This window comes from Tolumonas lignilytica (genome assembly GCF_000527035.1).
Classification (GTDB): Bacteria; Pseudomonadota; Gammaproteobacteria; order Enterobacterales; family Aeromonadaceae; genus Tolumonas; species Tolumonas lignilytica.
Genome location: NZ_AZUK01000001.1, coordinates 2715377 through 2731551, shown reverse-complemented (window position 1 = coordinate 2731551; position 16175 = coordinate 2715377). Strand labels below are relative to the sequence as shown.

Annotated in this window: 17 protein-coding genes and 1 pseudogene; 4 read left to right on the top strand and 14 right to left on the bottom strand. The window is 44.8% G+C overall.

Annotated features, from left to right (window positions below; all coding sequences use genetic code 11):
* Nucleotides 1-5: 5 nt before the first annotated feature.
* The 13 genes and pseudogenes from flgK to H027_RS0112620 all read right to left on the bottom strand — a co-directional run bounded on the left by flgK (nucleotide 6) and on the right by H027_RS0112620 (nucleotide 11200).
* On the bottom strand, nucleotides 6-1991 hold the full coding sequence (flgK, locus tag H027_RS0112675) for a flagellar hook-associated protein FlgK (protein WP_024872830.1): 1986 nt from the start codon (nucleotides 1989-1991) through the stop codon (nucleotides 6-8).
* A 10-nt stretch (nucleotides 1992-2001) separates the two neighbouring features.
* Nucleotides 2002-3057: a flagellar assembly peptidoglycan hydrolase FlgJ gene (gene flgJ / locus H027_RS0112670; protein WP_024872829.1), complete on the bottom strand. Its 1056-nt coding sequence runs from the start codon at nucleotides 3055-3057 to the stop codon at nucleotides 2002-2004.
* Nucleotides 3058-3069: 12 nt separating this feature from the next.
* Nucleotides 3070-4167: a flagellar basal body P-ring protein FlgI gene (locus H027_RS0112665; protein ID WP_024872828.1), complete on the bottom strand. Its 1098-nt coding sequence runs from the start codon at nucleotides 4165-4167 to the stop codon at nucleotides 3070-3072.
* A 12-nt stretch (nucleotides 4168-4179) separates the two neighbouring features.
* Nucleotides 4180-4857, bottom strand: a complete 678-nt coding sequence (gene flgH, locus H027_RS0112660; RefSeq protein ID WP_024872827.1) for a flagellar basal body L-ring protein FlgH — start codon at nucleotides 4855-4857, stop codon at nucleotides 4180-4182.
* A gap of 9 nt (nucleotides 4858-4866) precedes the next feature.
* Nucleotides 4867-5655, bottom strand: a complete 789-nt coding sequence (flgG, locus tag H027_RS0112655; RefSeq protein WP_024872826.1) for a flagellar basal-body rod protein FlgG — start codon at nucleotides 5653-5655, stop codon at nucleotides 4867-4869.
* Nucleotides 5656-5672: 17 nt separating this feature from the next.
* Nucleotides 5673-6419, bottom strand: a complete 747-nt coding sequence (flgF, locus tag H027_RS0112650; RefSeq protein WP_024872825.1) for a flagellar basal-body rod protein FlgF — start codon at nucleotides 6417-6419, stop codon at nucleotides 5673-5675.
* Between the two features lie 142 nt (nucleotides 6420-6561).
* The gene (flgE, locus tag H027_RS0112645) at nucleotides 6562-7821 is read right to left on the bottom strand and encodes a flagellar hook protein FlgE (RefSeq protein ID WP_024872824.1); all 1260 of its coding nucleotides are present in this window, start codon (nucleotides 7819-7821) and stop codon (nucleotides 6562-6564) included.
* A gap of 30 nt (nucleotides 7822-7851) precedes the next feature.
* Nucleotides 7852-8289 carry a FlgD immunoglobulin-like domain containing protein gene (locus tag H027_RS19165; protein ID WP_051448990.1) on the bottom strand — a complete coding sequence of 146 codons (438 nt, stop codon included), beginning with the start codon at nucleotides 8287-8289 and terminating at the stop codon, nucleotides 7852-7854.
* A gap of 27 nt (nucleotides 8290-8316) precedes the next feature.
* Nucleotides 8317-8547: pseudogene (locus H027_RS19385) on the bottom strand (flagellar hook capping FlgD N-terminal domain-containing protein); the annotation flags it as partial.
* Between the two features lie 11 nt (nucleotides 8548-8558).
* A complete protein-coding gene (flgC, locus tag H027_RS0112635) occupies nucleotides 8559-8978 on the bottom strand; it encodes a flagellar basal body rod protein FlgC (RefSeq protein WP_024872822.1) in 420 nt (139 codons plus the stop codon).
* Nucleotides 8975-9382 carry a flagellar basal body rod protein FlgB gene (gene flgB / locus H027_RS0112630; protein WP_024872821.1) on the bottom strand — a complete coding sequence of 136 codons (408 nt, stop codon included), beginning with the start codon at nucleotides 9380-9382 and terminating at the stop codon, nucleotides 8975-8977. The genes flgC and flgB overlap by 4 nt, the downstream gene beginning before the upstream one ends.
* A 51-nt stretch (nucleotides 9383-9433) precedes the next feature.
* Nucleotides 9434-10261 carry a CheR family methyltransferase gene (locus tag H027_RS0112625; RefSeq protein WP_024872820.1) on the bottom strand — a complete coding sequence of 276 codons (828 nt, stop codon included), beginning with the start codon at nucleotides 10259-10261 and terminating at the stop codon, nucleotides 9434-9436.
* 27 nt (nucleotides 10262-10288) lie between these two features.
* Entirely contained in the window at nucleotides 10289-11200 is a 912-nt protein-coding gene (locus H027_RS0112620) for a chemotaxis protein CheV (protein ID WP_024872819.1), read from the bottom strand.
* Between the two features lie 202 nt (nucleotides 11201-11402).
* On the opposite strand from H027_RS0112620, the gene flgA reads away from it, so the two are divergent.
* The 3 genes from flgA (at nucleotide 11403) to flgN (ending at nucleotide 12853) form a co-directional block, all read left to right on the top strand.
* Nucleotides 11403-12047 (top strand): flagellar basal body P-ring formation chaperone FlgA, encoded by a 645-nt coding sequence (gene flgA / locus H027_RS0112615; protein WP_024872818.1) that lies wholly within the window; start codon nucleotides 11403-11405, stop codon nucleotides 12045-12047.
* A gap of 78 nt (nucleotides 12048-12125) precedes the next feature.
* Nucleotides 12126-12452, top strand: a complete 327-nt coding sequence (flgM, locus tag H027_RS0112610; RefSeq protein WP_024872817.1) for a flagellar biosynthesis anti-sigma factor FlgM — start codon at nucleotides 12126-12128, stop codon at nucleotides 12450-12452.
* A complete protein-coding gene (flgN, locus tag H027_RS0112605; RefSeq protein ID WP_024872816.1) occupies nucleotides 12449-12853 on the top strand; it encodes a flagellar protein FlgN in 405 nt (134 codons plus the stop codon). The genes flgM and flgN overlap by 4 nt, the downstream gene beginning before the upstream one ends.
* Before the next feature lie 163 nt (nucleotides 12854-13016).
* Here the strand turns inward: flgN and asd are convergent, their stop codons facing one another.
* Nucleotides 13017-14135 (bottom strand): aspartate-semialdehyde dehydrogenase, encoded by a 1119-nt coding sequence (gene asd / locus H027_RS0112600; protein ID WP_024872815.1) that lies wholly within the window; start codon nucleotides 14133-14135, stop codon nucleotides 13017-13019.
* 201 nt (nucleotides 14136-14336) lie between these two features.
* Between asd and ycaO the strand changes: the two genes are divergently transcribed.
* Entirely contained in the window at nucleotides 14337-16097 is a 1761-nt protein-coding gene (ycaO, locus tag H027_RS0112595; protein ID WP_024872814.1) for a 30S ribosomal protein S12 methylthiotransferase accessory factor YcaO, read from the top strand.
* The last annotated feature ends 78 nt before the right edge of the window (nucleotides 16098-16175 follow it).

The window sequence follows — 16175 nt, the reverse complement described above, 5'->3', positions numbered from 1 at the left end:
CCCTCTTACTTCACTGCGCTCAACAAGGTATCAAACGTGTCTTTTGCTGCGGTTATAACTTTAGCCGATGCAGCATAAGCCTGTTGATAACGAACAAGATTTGCAGCCTCTTCATCCAAATTGACACCGGATATGCTTTCGCTCAATTGTTGACTTTGTGTCAATTTCGCATCGGCTGCTGTCACACTGGTTTTCAATCCGCTTACTATTGTGCCGACATCAGTTAAGGTCGATGAAAACGCTTCATTAAAAGTCATTTTATTATCGGCAGCAGTACTATTTCCTTTACGGACAAGATCCTGAGTTTGTAATCCTGCGAGAGCAAGGCCATTTTTGTTATCAGAAAAACCATCGGTATTGAAACTGACATTGAAGCTATCACCTGGTTTGACTACACCATCAATACTTAGTTCGTAACCAGGGTATGTCTGCACGCTTGCATACAAACCTGAAGCAGCAAGTAAATTACTGCCATTACTGGATGCAGGTACTGTCGCTAATAAATTTTTCGGTGAATTACCATCATAAATCTCATAATCACCAGAGCTATTAATCAGTACTTGCTGTGGCGCAGCAGCAGACAACCCCGAACTGGTAAACGCTGACGTAGCGCTATCCGTGTTATACACACCCGTTAAGCTGATAGTTGCTGTACTGTAATTGCTTGAACTGGCATTCAATTTCAGTGGCGAAGCCAAAGCAAGATCTTCAGCCCGCGTGATATTGCTAGATACACTACCCACTGACGTACGTGCCGGTTGAATCAGGAAACTATCTCCGGCAGATGGAGAACCGGAAACATCAAACTGTAATCCATAATTTGCCAGCTGGATCGTCGTCGGTGGTGTAGTTCCACTGCTCACTAAAGTTTTGGTATTTCCATCAATCATGTAAAAATCAAAGCTATTGGCACCAGTAAACGTAACCTGAAAATCGTTTGGCGGAACATTGCTGCCTTGCCCCGGAATGACACTCGCAGTAATCGCTCCTGTGCCCGTATTGCTGCTGTTTGCCAAGCCACTGCTCGTTGGCAATGTGAACAAATTAGTGCCTATCGTATTATTCAATGTCATACCCAATTTATTTTGAGTATTCATCGCATCAGAAAAAGCTAACGACAGCTGGCCAAGATTTCTCTGCGTATCAGTAATAGTGTCACGCGCAGAATAATACCCACCTAATGTGCCACCAATCGTTTGAGTATTCACCGTGGCAGAGGCATTCCCCAACTTAATCTGGAGTTGCGTATTTTTAGGATCCGGGTTACCTGAAATGGTCGAAAGCTGAGCATATGACCCGGCGACAACTAATGATTCACCGGAACTTAAATTAACCAGTGTAGTCCCATTACTTTGACTAACGGTGCGAATATCTAATTTTTCCGATAATTGCCGGATCAATTCATCTCGCTGATCCAGCAAATTGGCTCTTGTACCATCATCATTGCTAGCAGGCTGCTTCAATATCTGGCTGTTGAGGTCATTTATAGACGAGAGCATGGTGTTAACGTTAGTGACTTCAGTATCTAACTTACTGTTGATGCCATCATATTGCTGAGTTAGCTGAGTTGATACGCTCTGAAATCGGTCGATAATGGTAGATATTTGCCCCATTATCCCCTGTCGGCTCGACGCTGTATTCGGGCTTGAGTTTGCAGACTGCAGAGATGTAAAAAAAGAATCAATACCATCAGACAAACTGGTGGCACTGTCACTCAGATATTTATCGAGTTGCGATAGTTCTGAATAATTTGTATTAACCTGATTGTAAGTCGCGGTGTCACGCCATACTTCTGACTGCGCATAAACATCGAGCATTCTGCGGGTTGTACTATTTCCAACCCCCAACGTATTCTGATTAGAAGACAAAACCGTATTCTGTCGCGAGTACCCCTGTGTACTAACATTTGAGATGTTACTACTCGTCGTTGCCAGCATTTTTTGCTGTGCCAGAAGACCAGAAGAACCAATCCCCAATAAATCAGAGGCCATTTTTTATCTCCTAAATTTCTGTCGGTGTATAGACAGATCGCATCGCATCACTGCGTAATACTTGTTTTAATTTTTGTGCATAGTTTGGATCAGTGGCGTAACCCGCAGATTGCAATGCCTCAAAATAGGCATCAGGGTCATGGGCAACAGCTCTCGCCTGCTGATAACGATCTGAACCTGTGATCAGATTGGCGTAATCTTGCATGCTTTGCACAATCGAAGTATAAGAGCGAAAACTCGAATGTTGCATCACCGGCTTGCCTTGCTGATATTCCAAACTATTTGCTGAAACCTTTTGTCCAGCCCAGCGACTACCCGCTTTTACGCCGAATAAATTGTTGCTGGAAGCATTGTTACCTGATGACATCATGTGCTTCCCCCACCCCGTTTCTAACGCAGCCTGTGCAATCAATGCAACAGGGGATAAACCCATTTTACTGGCTACCATTTTTGCAGCCGGTAACAACTGCCGGACAAACTGTTGCTGTTGGGCGGAACCGGGATCATCAGCTGATGTGATCTGGTTGTTTACAGGCAATTTATATGCCGAAATTTGCGATGCAAACCGTTCTGCGGCTAATACACCCGGTGGTACATCTGAGTTACTGGTTGTCGTAGCAGATGTTGGTGCCCGATCCAGCCGGGCAAAGCGCTGCATCACAGGCATTTTATCTGTTGGCATATTGAGAGTATGAGATAGTGTCGTCTTGCTTGCTGACGATTTTTGCGATGCCGGTGACAGTTGTTTTACGATGAGATCGGCTAACGAACTTTTTCCGCCAGAGGCAACATTTGCCGCCATCTGGTCATCCATCATTCCCTGATAAAACTGGGTATCGCGGCTGTTAAATGGGCTATTTTCATCTTGCAAGGCACTATTGGCTTCCCGCATGCTCTTCAACCACATCTGAGTAAAGATCGCCTCAAACTGTCGGGCTGCGGCAGCCAATGCTTGTTGCTGGCTATCGGAAGAAGACGCATCGCCTTCTTTTTTGATCCCCATCTGACGCAACTGATCCAGACTGCGGATATCACCAGCTAAGCCTTGATTGATTAATTTATCCATCTTTCGCCTCGACTACAGGATCTCTAACTGACCTTCAATGGCACCAGCCTGCTGTAATGCTTCCAGTATTGCCATTAAATCCCCCGGCGCGACACCCACCATATTGACGGCTTTGACTAAATCATCTAACGAGTTGCCTGTATCCAGTTTGAACATACGACTATTCTGTTGCTGTACCGTGATAGACGAATTCGGTGTGACCGCAGTTTGTCCATTCGAGAATGCATTAGGTTGAGATACCGTTGGGTTCTCTTTGATCGTGACCGTTAATCCGCCATGCGTGATCGCAGCCGGTTTCAACTTCACCTGACTGCCAATGACAATGGTACCAGTCCGTGAATTAACGACGATTTTTGCAGCTTCATCCGCAGGATCAACATTCAGATTTTCCAATGTGGATAAATAAGCCACGCGCTGACCAGGATCACGAGGGGCATACACTTGAATTGAGGTTGCATCAATGGCCTGTGCCGTATTTGGCCCAACCAAACCATTGACGACATCTGCCAATCTTTTGGCTGAGGTGAAATCAGGACGATGCAAATCAAAAGTGATGGTATCGCCCTGATCAAATGAACTAGGAACCTCACGTTCAACACTGGCGCCATTGGGTATGCGGCCTACGGTTGGTGTATTGATAACGACTTTAGATCCATCAGCCCCTTGTGCTCCCAACCCCCCAACAACCAAGCTCCCTTGTGCCAAAGCGTAAACTTGCCCATCAACACCTTTCAGGAAGGTTTGCAGTAATGTACCACCACGTAAACTCTTGGCTTCGCCAATCGCAGAGACGGTGACGTCAATTGTTTGGCCTGGTTTAGAAAAAGCAGGTAATTCAGCATGCACAGCCACCGGCGCCACATCTTTAATTTTTGGCTTCACTGTATCTGGTACCTTGATACCAAAATTATTCAGCATGGTACGAAACGTTTGCTCCGTAAATGCATTGCTCGACTCACCTGTACCAGGCAAACCAACTACCAGTCCATACCCGATCAACTGGTTGCTACGAACACCCTCAACCGTTGCGATATCTTTAATTCGGGCGGCCTGTGCAGATGCCCCCAATGTGCAGCAAAAGCCAATTATCAACACTTTCCAAATATTCATGGTGCCCTACCTCTAGAATGGACTGTATGGCCCGTTAAAGAATTTAGACAACCAACCACGCTCTTCTGAGTTGGCAAAATCGCCAGTGCCGCCATATTGAATTCGGGCATTCGCAATACGCTGGGAAGAAACTGTATTGTCTGCGTTCACGTCTTCTGAACGAACGACACCGGTCATACGGATATACTCATTACCTTCCGTCAACATCAGCCATTTCTCGCCGCGTACCGCTAAATTCCCATTCGGTAACACCCGGATCACACTGACTGAGATATTTCCTGTCAGGCTATTACTCTGTCCGGCTTTGGCCTGACCTTTGAAGCTATTATTTCCGCCCATGCTGGCCGTGGTGTTATAACCGTTTAAAGTCACCGAGTGACCACCCAAACTCAATGCATTCAGACCCAAACTTGAATCTTTCGATTGCTGATTGGACGCGTTTTTACTTGAAGAGGTAGATTCCTGTAGTTCTACCGTGATGATGTCACCAATGCGATGTGCTTTGATATCGGAATAAATGCTGTTTACGGCACCCTGATTAAAAATAGAGCCATTAGGCTTCATATTTGCCTGATAGTCCTCCGGCTCCGTTGGCGCATAATTTGGATCATCCGGTTTTGGACTATTCGGCAACGAAGTGCATGCCGTCAAAGAACAGATACATGCGATTATCAATGCACAGTTACGCATAACCACCTCTTACAACTGTTGGGTTACGTTTTGCAACATCTGATCCACACTGGAAATCACTTTAGAGTTCATTTCATAAACCCGTTGTGCCTGGATCAGATTAACCAATTCTTCAGTCGCGTTGACATTCGACGCTTCTAGCATCCCTTGCTTGATGGTACCCATACCATCCGTGCCGGCAATCCCTTGTATTGGATCACCGCTGCCCTGAGTAGCGAGATAGAGATTTTCGCCCATGGGTTGCAAACCAACCGGGTTAGCAAAGTCAGTAACAGTTAGCTGGCCGACAGTTTGAGATGCAGTTTGCCCGGCGACCTGGACGGACACCTGGCCGTCAGAACCGATGGTGATACTTTGTGTACCTGTAGGCACCTGAATTTGTGGCTGTACGGTATAGCCCTCGCCCGTAGTCACCAGCGTGCCATCAGAGTTCAAGGTGAACTGACCATTGCGGGTATAAGCTGTAGTACCATCAGGTAATTGGACTTCAAAAAAACCACGTCCATTGATCATGACATCCAATGAATTGTCTGTAGTTTGCACACTGCCCTGAGTAAACGTCTTTTGTGTCGCAACCACTTTGGCCCCGGCACCGATCATTAATCCAGAAGGTAACGTGGAATTAGCTGAGGATTGCCCCCCTGGCTGATTCACATTTTGATAAAGTAAATCCTCAAATATTGCACGTCCCTTCTTATAACCCACGGTAGACGCGTTCGCTAAGTTATTCGATATTTGCGATATGTTGGTTTGCTGAGCATCAAGCCCGGTTTTACTTATCCAAAGTGCAGGGATCATGTTTTACTCCTCAATCGTTATCCAAGCTTCAATAATTGCGTCTGACTTTCGTCATCCTTTTCGGCTGTGGACATCATCTTGATCTGGGTATCAAACTGACGCTGCAGCTTGATCAAATTCGTTAATTCTTCAACCGCATTCACGTTGCTATTTTCAAGTGCGCCACTGGCTAAATGCACATTCGCTGAGACAGGTTCTGTGTTCCCATCTGTGCGGCGAAATAGACCGTCATCGCCTTTGGTTAAATCTTTATTTATAGGGTTAACCAGCTTGATTTGCTGCAACGTATCAATAGCGGCAGGATTGGCACCTTGTAACCTCGCATTGATCGTGCCGTCTTCTGCGATCTGAATTTTTTCCACCGGCATAGGCAAAGTAATAGGCTGTCCTGACGTATCCAGCACATTTAAACCGGTTGAAGTCTGCAATATCCCCAACGGCGACACCTGCAAACTGCCATTTCGGGTATACGCTTCTTTGCCATTGGCATCCTGCACCGTCAACCAGCCGTCACCCTTGACGGCGACGTCAAGATCCCGACCCGTTGTCTGCAAACTGCCTTGCTGAAAATTCTGGCCCGGTCTTTCCGTCATGGCGAAAACCCGGCTTGGCAAGCCATCACCATAAGCCTGCATCGCACGGGCTTCTTCAAAGTCAGCTTTAAACCCCAGCGTATTGGCATTCGCCAAGTTATTACTGCGAATAGCAAGGCTGTTCAGGTTTTCTTTCGCGCCAGACATGGCGATATAAAGGAACTTGTCCATGATGTCTCCGTCAAATCGATGACTTATACATCACAAAGCAATTTAGATACCAGAATGTAAAAAATAGAAAATTTTTTGAGCAAGCAGGAAGGAACATACAAAAACAGCCAGATATTTCTGGCTGTTTTCAGTATTGAACTCATTAGCGGATCTGCAATATGTTGTCTTGCAGCGTACTATTCACCTCTAGTGCGCGAGAGTTAGCCTGGTAGTTTCGCTGCGCCGCAATAAGATTGACCAACTCAGCGGAAAGATCCGTATTAGACGACTCAAGTGCAGATGAATTAATGCTGCCATACGTCCCCGTATTCGGAATCCCTGGTGTTGCTGAACCGGAATCCTGAGACTCCTTCCAGGAGGTATCGCCAATCTGAGTCAAACCCTGAGGATTTGAAAATTTAGCCAAAGCCACCATGCCTAACTTGGTCGTAGTACCATTACTGTAAGTTGCCGCAACAACACCATCACTACCAATAGATACGTTGGTCAACTGCCCAACGGTAGCCCCATCCTGGGACATACTAGTTACCTGAAAAGAAGAGGCATATTGTGTGACCGGATTAAATTTCAACGTGACGGTTTGGGTTTGATCCGCACCATTGGTTAACATCGTCAAAGGAACCGTTGTGATTGTAGCCGGATTAGGGCTGGTCAACGTACCTGTTGTATCAAACTTCAACGTTGTTCCTGCTGCACCAGCAGTATCTGCAACCGTACCATCGACATACACATGGGCTACCCAAGTACTATCCGTTGCTGAGGTTGCAGTCTTCACATAATACTGGGTCATCGTATGGGATTGGCCCAATGAATCATACAGTACGGCCGATGTTGATGATGTATATGTCGAGGAATCTGCAGGATTAAACACTGACGCATTTACACTTGCGCCAGCTGGTAAATTCAACCCTGCAGTCACAGTCGTTGTTGGTTTGGGTTGCCCTGCAACCGTCGGGATCTGTAGTGCAGTAGTTGAGTCTAAACTCACTGCTTTAGGCGTGCCGTCACTATTGACTTGATAGACCTGAAGATAATCACCATTTGCATTTGTCACATAGCCGGCATCATTAACCTGCATTGCGCCAGCTCGTGTGTAAGTGCGTTCCAAACTGGTAGAGGTTGGTGACAACACAAAAAAACCATCGCCTTTAATAGCTAAATCTAAAGAATTGCTGGTTGACTGCAATGCCCCCTGCGCAAATTGTTGAGACACCGCTGCAGTATTTACACCACTACCCACTTGGGTTTTTGTATTAGCAAATACGGAATTTGAAAACACGTCTTCAAATTCGGCCCGAGATTTTTTAAAGCCAATGCTACTCGCGTTGGCAATGTTATTCCCGGTAACATCTAAATCTTTTTGTGCCGCATTCAGGCCACTCAGGGAGATATTGAAAGACATGGTCAGCTCCTGCTAAATTCAAATTTTAAACTACTTTGATATCTCAAGAAGCTGACCCAACTGGTATGAGCCTAGCCCTTGCAATGCAACTGTTGTAGGTGTTGTGGTATTACCCAATGTGACACTCGACACTTGACCGTACAATTGTGCGGTCAGATCCTGACTGACACCATTCACGATACCATTTGCTTTAATCGTATAATTACCAGAAGCAACCTCGTTGCCACTGCTATCTTTACCATCCCAAGTAAACGGTATATTCCCCGATACGGAACCGGTGCTGTTATATTGACGAACCACGGCACCTGAAGCATCAACGACAGACAAACTCAAATCCGTAGCACCATCTGTTCCTGTAGGAATAACACCGCTCAATGTGTTTCCTTGCGTCAGATAACTACTGCTTGAGTTCACCAGTGCTTTCTGCCCCACTAAACTGGAGGCCATCAAAGCTTGGCTTGATGTCATCGAACTGCTCATAGTGTTAAGCGTATTATTCAACGATGTAATACCCGACAATGAAGATATCTGCGCCATCTGAGACACCATCTCAACATTATCTACTGGCTTAGTCGGGTCCTGATATGACAACTGAGTTGTAAGCAACTTCATAAAATCAGCTTGGGATAAAGAATCTGAGCCAGTTTTGTTTGTACTAGAAGTTGAACTACTTGAGCTTGTACTGCTACCACTCGTTGTTAAGCCTATATCACTGTAGATCGACATGGCGCCCTCTCTTAACCTTTACCCAGATTTAATGTCTGAGAAAGCATATTCTTTGCCGTATCTGCGACTTGCACATTAGTTTGATAAGAACGTGAGGCGCTTATCATATCTGCCATTTCTTCAATGGGGTTTACATTAGGCTTATAAATAAAGCCATCCTTATCTGCCATAGGGTGCGCAGGGTTATACTCTTTCACCAAAGGTGCCTTGCTTTCTACAATGCCTTTGACTTCAACCCCCTGCGGAGCAGTGCCATCACCTAGCGCATCCTGCAATTGAGCGGCAAAAACTGGCCGTCTTGCCCGGTAAGTCTGTTCCGCACTAGAACTCACACTTTCCGCATTCGCCAGATTACTTGCAGTGGTATTTAAACGAACCGACTGAGCACTCATAGCAGATGCAGAGACATCAAAAATTTGAAATAAACTCATGCAGAATCTCCTTTGATTGCCCTCATCAAAACACTGATCTTGCTATTCAGAAATGATAATGATGTCTGAAATTCAAGACTGTTTTCCATGAACGCAGTCCGTTCCTGATTGATATCAACGGTATTACCATCACCCGTATCCGCTTCTAACGGAGTCCGATACATCACACTAGAATCCAGCGAGCTGCCGCCTGCAATATGCTGCTCATTGGTTCTGGTTAAAGCGACGGCTGTACTTTGCCCCCCCTGGGCCTGCTCCAATAATGCTGAAAAATCAACATCACGAGCCTTATAACCGGGGGTATCCGCATTTGCGATATTGGCAGCAAGTACCTCAGCACGCTGAGATCTGGCACCTATCGTGTATTGATGAATACCAAATGCTTTATCGAATGATATGGCCATGGCACACCTCCTTGCAGAATAAAAGCAAGAGGTGTGCCAAGAGAAGGTGGGTTATTTCAGTTTGTAGATAATGCCAGGATTACAACGCACCATATCGAACCGTTCAGTTAATCCACTCAGCGATTCCGAGGCACCAAGCAATAAATAACCGCCAGGATTCAATGACATAGCAAATTGATTGAGTATTTTCGATTTGATTTCCGGAGAAAAATAAATAAGCACATTTCTGCAAAAAATAAGATCAAACTTGCCTAATGGCGCATAGCTATCCAGCAAATTGAAATGACGAAAAGTGACCAGTTTTTTGACACGGTCACTGATTTTCATTTTGGAACCGTCTGCACAAGGCTCAAAAAATTGACGCTTTCGTTCAGTAGATAAACCTCGAGCTAACGCCAAGTTATCATAAATACCTTCTTTGCATTGGTTCAGCATAGAAAGTGAAATGTCCGTGGCAACGATCTGCACACCACCAGATAACGTACCCGGCTTCTTATATTGATGCTCCAAAGCCATCATAGCAATAGAGTACGGTTCTTGCCCCGAAGAGCTGGCTGCCGACCAAACTTTAATGGTTTTCCCATTTTTACCTAATTCAGGGAAAAGCTTATCGGTTAATAACTGAAATGGGTAAATATCCCTAAACCATAAAGTTTCATTAGTTGTCATTGCATCAATAACAACCATCCGAAGTTCCCTTTCCCTTATGTTCATCGCCTTATTAATCAGCTCTTCCAGTGAAGAAAAACCATAAGTGCTCATTAATGGCGATAAACGACTCTTTACCAGATACTGCTTATTGGGGCCCAGCACAATACCGACCTGGGCCTCTAAAAAAGCACTGAACTGTTTGTAAAGATCCTCAGACAATGTCTTCATGCAAACTCTTTAATTTATAATCCACTACTACATTGCATCCTGAACTGCTTTTGCCAGCTCATCGGGGTGGAATTTAGCAATAAAATTATCAGCCCCAACCTTCTGAACCATAGCATGATTGAATACACCGCTCAGAGAAGTATGCAGTATAACATAGAGACCTTTTAATTCGGGATTCGCTCTTATTTCCGCCGTTAAGGTATAACCATCCATCTCTGGCATCTCGATGTCAGAAATAAGAACTCTGATCTGATCGGTAATTGGGCCTTTTTTTGCCATCTCCTTCAGCATATTCAAGGCATCTTTGCCATCTTTCGCCATGATGCATTCAACACCAATGGCATTGAGTGCTTTCTGTACTTGTTTACGGGCAACAGATGAATCATCAGCCACCATGACTAAAGAACCACGGGTATGATGCTCTTCACTGGATGCCACGACGTCAGCACTCACATCAGTATTAACCGGCGAGATTTCGTCCAGAATTTTTTCAACGTCCAGAATTTCGATTAACTCACCATCAATTTCCGTCACAGCTGTCATGTAATTGTAACGACCCGCCCCTTTAGGCGGAGGCAGGATGGATTCCCAATTCATATTGATAATGCGTTCTACATTACCAACCAGAAACCCCTGAACTGAACGGTTATATTCCGCAATGATAATAAAGGCCTGGCTCAAATCCTGAACAGGACGACCGCCCGTCGCCATACTCAAATCAATGACTGATATTGTTTGTCCACGAATATGAGCAACACCCCGGACAAAAGGATGTAATTTAGGCATGGCGGTTAATTTCGGGCACTGTAGCACTTCGCGTACTTTGAATACGTTAATACCAAAACGCTGCCGGCCATTCAATCTGAACAGCAGCAACTCTAACCGATTCTGACCCACCAACTGGGTGAGTTGGTTAACTGAATCCAAAATACTTGCCATATTTTTCTCCACTCACCATATCTGGCATCATGCATGCATTAATAACTATACTGTCTACTTTCTGACTACGCATCTAAACTATAGCAATTCAGTGTGAAACTAACTGAATGTATTGCTTAATATCTTTATGATGCCATTTTGGTCTATCGGCAAGAATATAGAAATGCTTAAACTCATTAAATTGATATGTCTCGCAATCCTTATGCCATCAATGGCTGTGGCAAATGATATGCAGGCGGATATTCAGCAACAAGTCAGCGATTATGTGCTCTCTCAAATTCAATCTGAACCATCAGATAAAGTAGAAGCTATCGCCAATCCAATTGACCCCCGTCTAAACCTGACTCCCTGCCAACAACCACTAGCGTTATCAATCACGGGAAATGGTGATGTGCGCCGCAGTACCACCGTTTCGGTAGTGTGCCCAGATCAACCCGGGTGGCGATTATTTGTCCCCGTGAAAGTGCGAATTCAGAAACCAGTGGTCGCCGCAGCCACCCCAATATCTAAAGGAACGTTACTGTCAGCCGAAAATATGACTATCGCCTACATTGACAGTTTTATGCTGAATGGTGATATGACCACAGACATGTCTTTGCTGATCGGAGCTCGCAGTAAACGGGATATAAGAACAAATCAGCCAATACGTCAGAATCAAATCTGCATTGTCTGCCGCGATGATACGGTTGAGATTATTGCAGCAAAAGGCGGCATGGTGATTAAAACATCGGGACGAGCTTTGCAAGATGGCGCATTGAACGATACGATCCGGGTGCAAAACATCCGTTCACAGCGTATTATTTCAGCAGTGATCAGTGGCGTTGGTAAAGTTAAGGTGGAAATGTAATTTTTTCACTTTAATCGCTAAAGTTCCTGACTTTGTTGCCGATGAAGAGATACACGGATTCAATTACGGGTATGAAAAATGGCTATCAATAACATAAACAGTTCGTTGAGTGGTTTGACCAGCAAAACCACCAGCGCAAAAACCAGTAAACAGGATGCCAGCAGTGAATCCAGCAGCTCTTCTGTCAGCAAAAACACCGTTGCTCAAGATACAGTAAAACTGACAGAACAGGCTCAGTCCCTCACTCGTTTGCAACAAAAAATTACTGATGCCCCGGATACCAACAGCAGTAAAGTTGCATCGATTAAAGCTGCCATTGACCGCGGTGATTATAAAATCAACAGCAAAAGTATTGCGAACAAACTGTTGGCTCAGGAAAAGTCATTATTTGGTGATAATAAATGATTGAAAATGGCTTGTTGCAGCAACAGCAAGAATTACTGACAGCATTAAAACATGTGCTGGAGCAGGAGTTTGCTGCGCTGAAACAACGACAGGTCATGGATTTAACTGACTTAGCCAACCATAAAATGTCTCTCTTGGCACAACTAACAGAACTGGATAGTCAGGTTCAGCAGACTACAACTACTGATGAATATAAAATTTGGCGGAACAACTTTCACGATGTGCTTCGCTCATGTCGTGAGAAAAACGAAGTTAATGGTAAGCTGATTGAAATGAATCTGGTTGCCAGTCGTAAACTCGGCAGTATCCTTGCGAAAGCCAGAGATAATGATGCTATGACCTACAATGATCACGGTCTCACACAACCTCGCTCCTCTCTGCCTCTGGGCATTAAAGCCTAATAGCCCTGAATCCTGTATTTAACTCGTCAAATCATATTCTTTGTTGTTTCACTGCATGCTTTATATCTGTTTGCATTTTTCATCTTCATTCACTGAAATAAAAACGCACTACTAAAGTAGTGCGTTTTTATCAGTAACATCATCAACTATTAAGCAATGATGATTAAGCTTTTGCCAACAGAATATTCAGCATACGGCGCAGAGGCTCTGCAGCCCCCCACAACAACTGATCACCGACAGAGAATGCAGACAAGAAATCTGGCCCCATGTTCATCTTACGCAAACGACCAACAGGCACATTCAGTGTACCGGTCACAGCAGCAGGAGTCAGTTCTTTAACGGTGATAGCACGATCATTTTCGATCACACGAACCCAATCGTTATGTGCCGCCAGCATCTGGTGAATATCAGTCAACGGCACATCTTTTTTCAGTTTGATGGTGAATGATTGGCTATGGCAACGCAACGCACCAATTCGCACGCAGTTACCATCAACAGGAATACCGGCCGTAGGCAGACCTAAAATCTTGTTGGTTTCTGCCATACCCTTCCACTCTTCTTTGCTCTGACCGTTTGGCAACGCAACATCGATCCATGGGATCAAGCTACCAGCAAGAGGAGCACCAAATTGACTGGTTGGGAACGCTTCATCACGCATTGCGGATGTTACTTTACGTTCGATATCCAGAATAGCAGAGGCAGGATCGGCCAATTCAGTAGCCACCACATCACGCAACGCGCCCATTTGTTGCAATAATTCGCGCATATGACGGGCACCGGCGCCAGAGGCCGCCTGATAAGTGGAAGAAGAAACCCACTCGACCAGACCATTCGCGAACAGACCACCCAAGCCCATCAACATCAGGCTGACAGTACAATTTCCGCCAACGTACGTCTTAATGCCGTTATTTAGTGCATTATCAATAACATGACCGTTCACCGGATCAAGAATGATAACGGCATTATCTTCCATTCGTAATGTGGAAGCCGCATCAATCCAGTATCCCGTCCAGCCAGAAGCCATCAGTTTGGGGTAAACTTCTTTCGTGTAATCACCACCTTGACAGGTAATGATAATATCCATCGCCTTTAGGGCATCCAGATTGAAGGCATTTTCCAACACACCAGCAGGCTTACCTGTAAATTTCGGTGCTTCCTGACCAGCCTGAGAGGTAGTAAAAAATACGGGATCGATTTTACTGAAGTCGTTTTCTTCAATCATCCGGCTCATCAGAACCGAGCCCACCATACCACGCCAACCAATTAGTCCTACTTTTTTCATTTCCATTCCTGCTTGGATTACTTATCAAAAACACATCGCTTCACAATACGGATGCCGAGCGTTGCTGCAAGCATTTTTATCAAATATTTTGCATGAAATGGTCAAAGAGCATCGAACACGCAGGAAGAGTGACATAACCATGATTGCAGCTTATGATCGCAACCTGAGTTTTAACAATTTATCAACACGTGGAACCCATCAATGCAAACCTTCATCCCAGGTAAAGACGCCGCTCTGGAAGACTCCATCGCCAGCTTTCAGAATAAATTACAAGCCTTGGGCTTTAATATTGAAGAAGCCTCATGGCTGAATCCAGTACCAAACGTCTGGTCTGTACATATCAGGGATAAGGATTGCCCACTCTGTTTTACTAATGGAAAAGGCGCAACGCAAAAAGCGGCTCTCGCTTCAGCATTGGGCGAATATTTTGAACGTCTTTCCACCAACTATTTTTTTGCCGACTTTTATTTGGGCGATAAAATTGCTAACGGCCCGTTTGTGCATTATCCCAATGAAAAGTGGTTTGCGGTACCTGATGATGGTCAACTTCCTTCTGGCTTACTGGATTCTTTCACTCGTGCTTTTTATGACCCGGAAAATGAATTGACAGCGGATATGCTGATTGACCTGCAATCCGGCAATGAAAAGCGTGGCATTTGCGCATTACCCTTTGTCCGTCAAGACAATCAGCAGACCGTTTACATCCCCATGAACATTGTTGCCAATTTATATGTCTCAAACGGCATGAGTGCAGGCAATACAATGACCGAAGCCAGAACTCAGGGTTTATCAGAGGTGTTTGAGCGGTATGTCAAAAACAAAATTATTCGCGAAGCAATCAGTCTTCCTGCAATACCAGAAACAGTGATTGCCCGTTTTCCAAAAATTCAGGAAGCAATCGCTACGCTGGAAAATGAAGGATTCCCCATTCTGTGTTATGACGCATCTCTGGGCGGACAATTTCCAGTTATCTGTGTCGTTTTATTTAATCCACAAAACAGCACTTGCTTTGCCTCTTTTGGCGCTCATCCACAATTTGAAGTTGCCTTTGAGCGCACAGTCACCGAATTACTTCAGGGCCGAGGGCTGAAAGATCTGGACGTCTTTGCCCCACCGTCATTTAACAATGACGATGTAGCCGATCAACATAACCTGGAAACGCATTTTATCGACTCTTCGGGTTTGATCAGCTGGGATCTATTTAAAGATGACGCTGATTATGAATTTGTTGACTGGGATTTTTCCGGCTCAACAGAAGCAGAATTTCACGGTTTATTGGCCATTTTCGATAAACTGGAACAACCCGTTTATATTGCCGATTATGAACATCTTGGTGTCTATGCATGCCGTATCTTAGTGCCAGGCATGTCTGATATTTATCCTGTTGAAGATTTGCTCTACGCAAACAACAACATGGGTAGCCATTTGCGTAATACCATTCTGAGCTTACCTGACAGCAAATGGGAGGCCGAAGAATATCTGGCACTTTTTGATCAATTAGATGAAGAGGGTTTTGATGATCAAACCCGTGTCCGCGAACTGTTAGGTATCGCTGCCGATAAAGGAACAGGCTGGCATACACTACGCCTTGGTGAGCTGAAGTGCTTCTTGGCACTGGCGGCAGGTGAACTGGAATTAGCCCAAGAATGGGCGGGATGGACCCAAGACTTCAACAGCTCCGTTTTATCTGAAGAACGCGCATTATTTTTCCGCTGTCTAAATGCAAGCCTGGAATTATTCCTTGATGAAGAGCGAGATCCTAAGTCCTACTACAATTCTTTCATCCGAATGTTCGGAGAAGAAACCGTCTCTCAGGCGTGGGGACATATTGAAGGCTCTCATCGTTTCTTTGGTTTGCAAGCTGCTGATTCCACGTTGCAAACTTTCAAAAATCATCAAAAACTCCTAGGCGCTTATGAAAAGCTCCAAAGAGCGAAAGATGCATATGCATTACAGCAATAAATGGTTAATAATTAACAATTAATTGATTTTATTAATTTAATTAATCAACCAGAGTCGAATATTACTGCCTCTGGTTGA

Excerpts from the sequence above, each read along its gene's own strand:
- flgK (WP_024872830.1), bottom strand. The coding sequence starts at position 1,991 with ATGGCCTCTGATTTATTGGGGATTGGTTCTTCTGGTCTTCTGGCACAG.
- flgJ (WP_024872829.1), bottom strand. The coding sequence starts at position 3,057 with ATGGATAAATTAATCAATCAAGGCTTAGCTGGTGATATCCGCAGTCTG.
- H027_RS0112665 (WP_024872828.1), bottom strand. The coding sequence starts at position 4,167 with ATGAATATTTGGAAAGTGTTGATAATTGGCTTTTGCTGCACATTGGGG.
- flgH (WP_024872827.1), bottom strand. The coding sequence starts at position 4,857 with ATGCGTAACTGTGCATTGATAATCGCATGTATCTGTTCTTTGACGGCA.
- flgG (WP_024872826.1), bottom strand. The coding sequence starts at position 5,655 with ATGATCCCTGCACTTTGGATAAGTAAAACCGGGCTTGATGCTCAGCAA.
- flgF (WP_024872825.1), bottom strand. The coding sequence starts at position 6,419 with ATGGACAAGTTCCTTTATATCGCCATGTCTGGCGCGAAAGAAAACCTG.
- flgE (WP_024872824.1), bottom strand. The coding sequence starts at position 7,821 with ATGTCTTTCAATATCTCCCTGAGTGGCCTGAATGCGGCACAAAAAGAT.
- H027_RS19165 (WP_051448990.1), bottom strand. The coding sequence starts at position 8,289 with ATGACATCAAGCCAAGCTTTGATGGCCTCCAGTTTAGTGGGGCAGAAA.
- flgC (WP_024872822.1), bottom strand. The coding sequence starts at position 8,978 with ATGAGTTTATTTCAAATTTTTGATGTCTCTGCATCTGCTATGAGTGCT.
- flgB (WP_024872821.1), bottom strand. The coding sequence starts at position 9,382 with ATGGCCATATCATTCGATAAAGCATTTGGTATTCATCAATACACGATA.
- H027_RS0112625 (WP_024872820.1), bottom strand. The coding sequence starts at position 10,261 with ATGAAGACATTGTCTGAGGATCTTTACAAACAGTTCAGTGCTTTTTTA.
- H027_RS0112620 (WP_024872819.1), bottom strand. The coding sequence starts at position 11,200 with ATGGCAAGTATTTTGGATTCAGTTAACCAACTCACCCAGTTGGTGGGT.
- flgA (WP_024872818.1), top strand. The coding sequence starts at position 11,403 with ATGCCATCAATGGCTGTGGCAAATGATATGCAGGCGGATATTCAGCAA.
- flgM (WP_024872817.1), top strand. The coding sequence starts at position 12,126 with ATGGCTATCAATAACATAAACAGTTCGTTGAGTGGTTTGACCAGCAAA.
- flgN (WP_024872816.1), top strand. The coding sequence starts at position 12,449 with ATGATTGAAAATGGCTTGTTGCAGCAACAGCAAGAATTACTGACAGCA.
- asd (WP_024872815.1), bottom strand. The coding sequence starts at position 14,135 with ATGAAAAAAGTAGGACTAATTGGTTGGCGTGGTATGGTGGGCTCGGTT.
- ycaO (WP_024872814.1), top strand. The coding sequence starts at position 14,337 with ATGCAAACCTTCATCCCAGGTAAAGACGCCGCTCTGGAAGACTCCATC.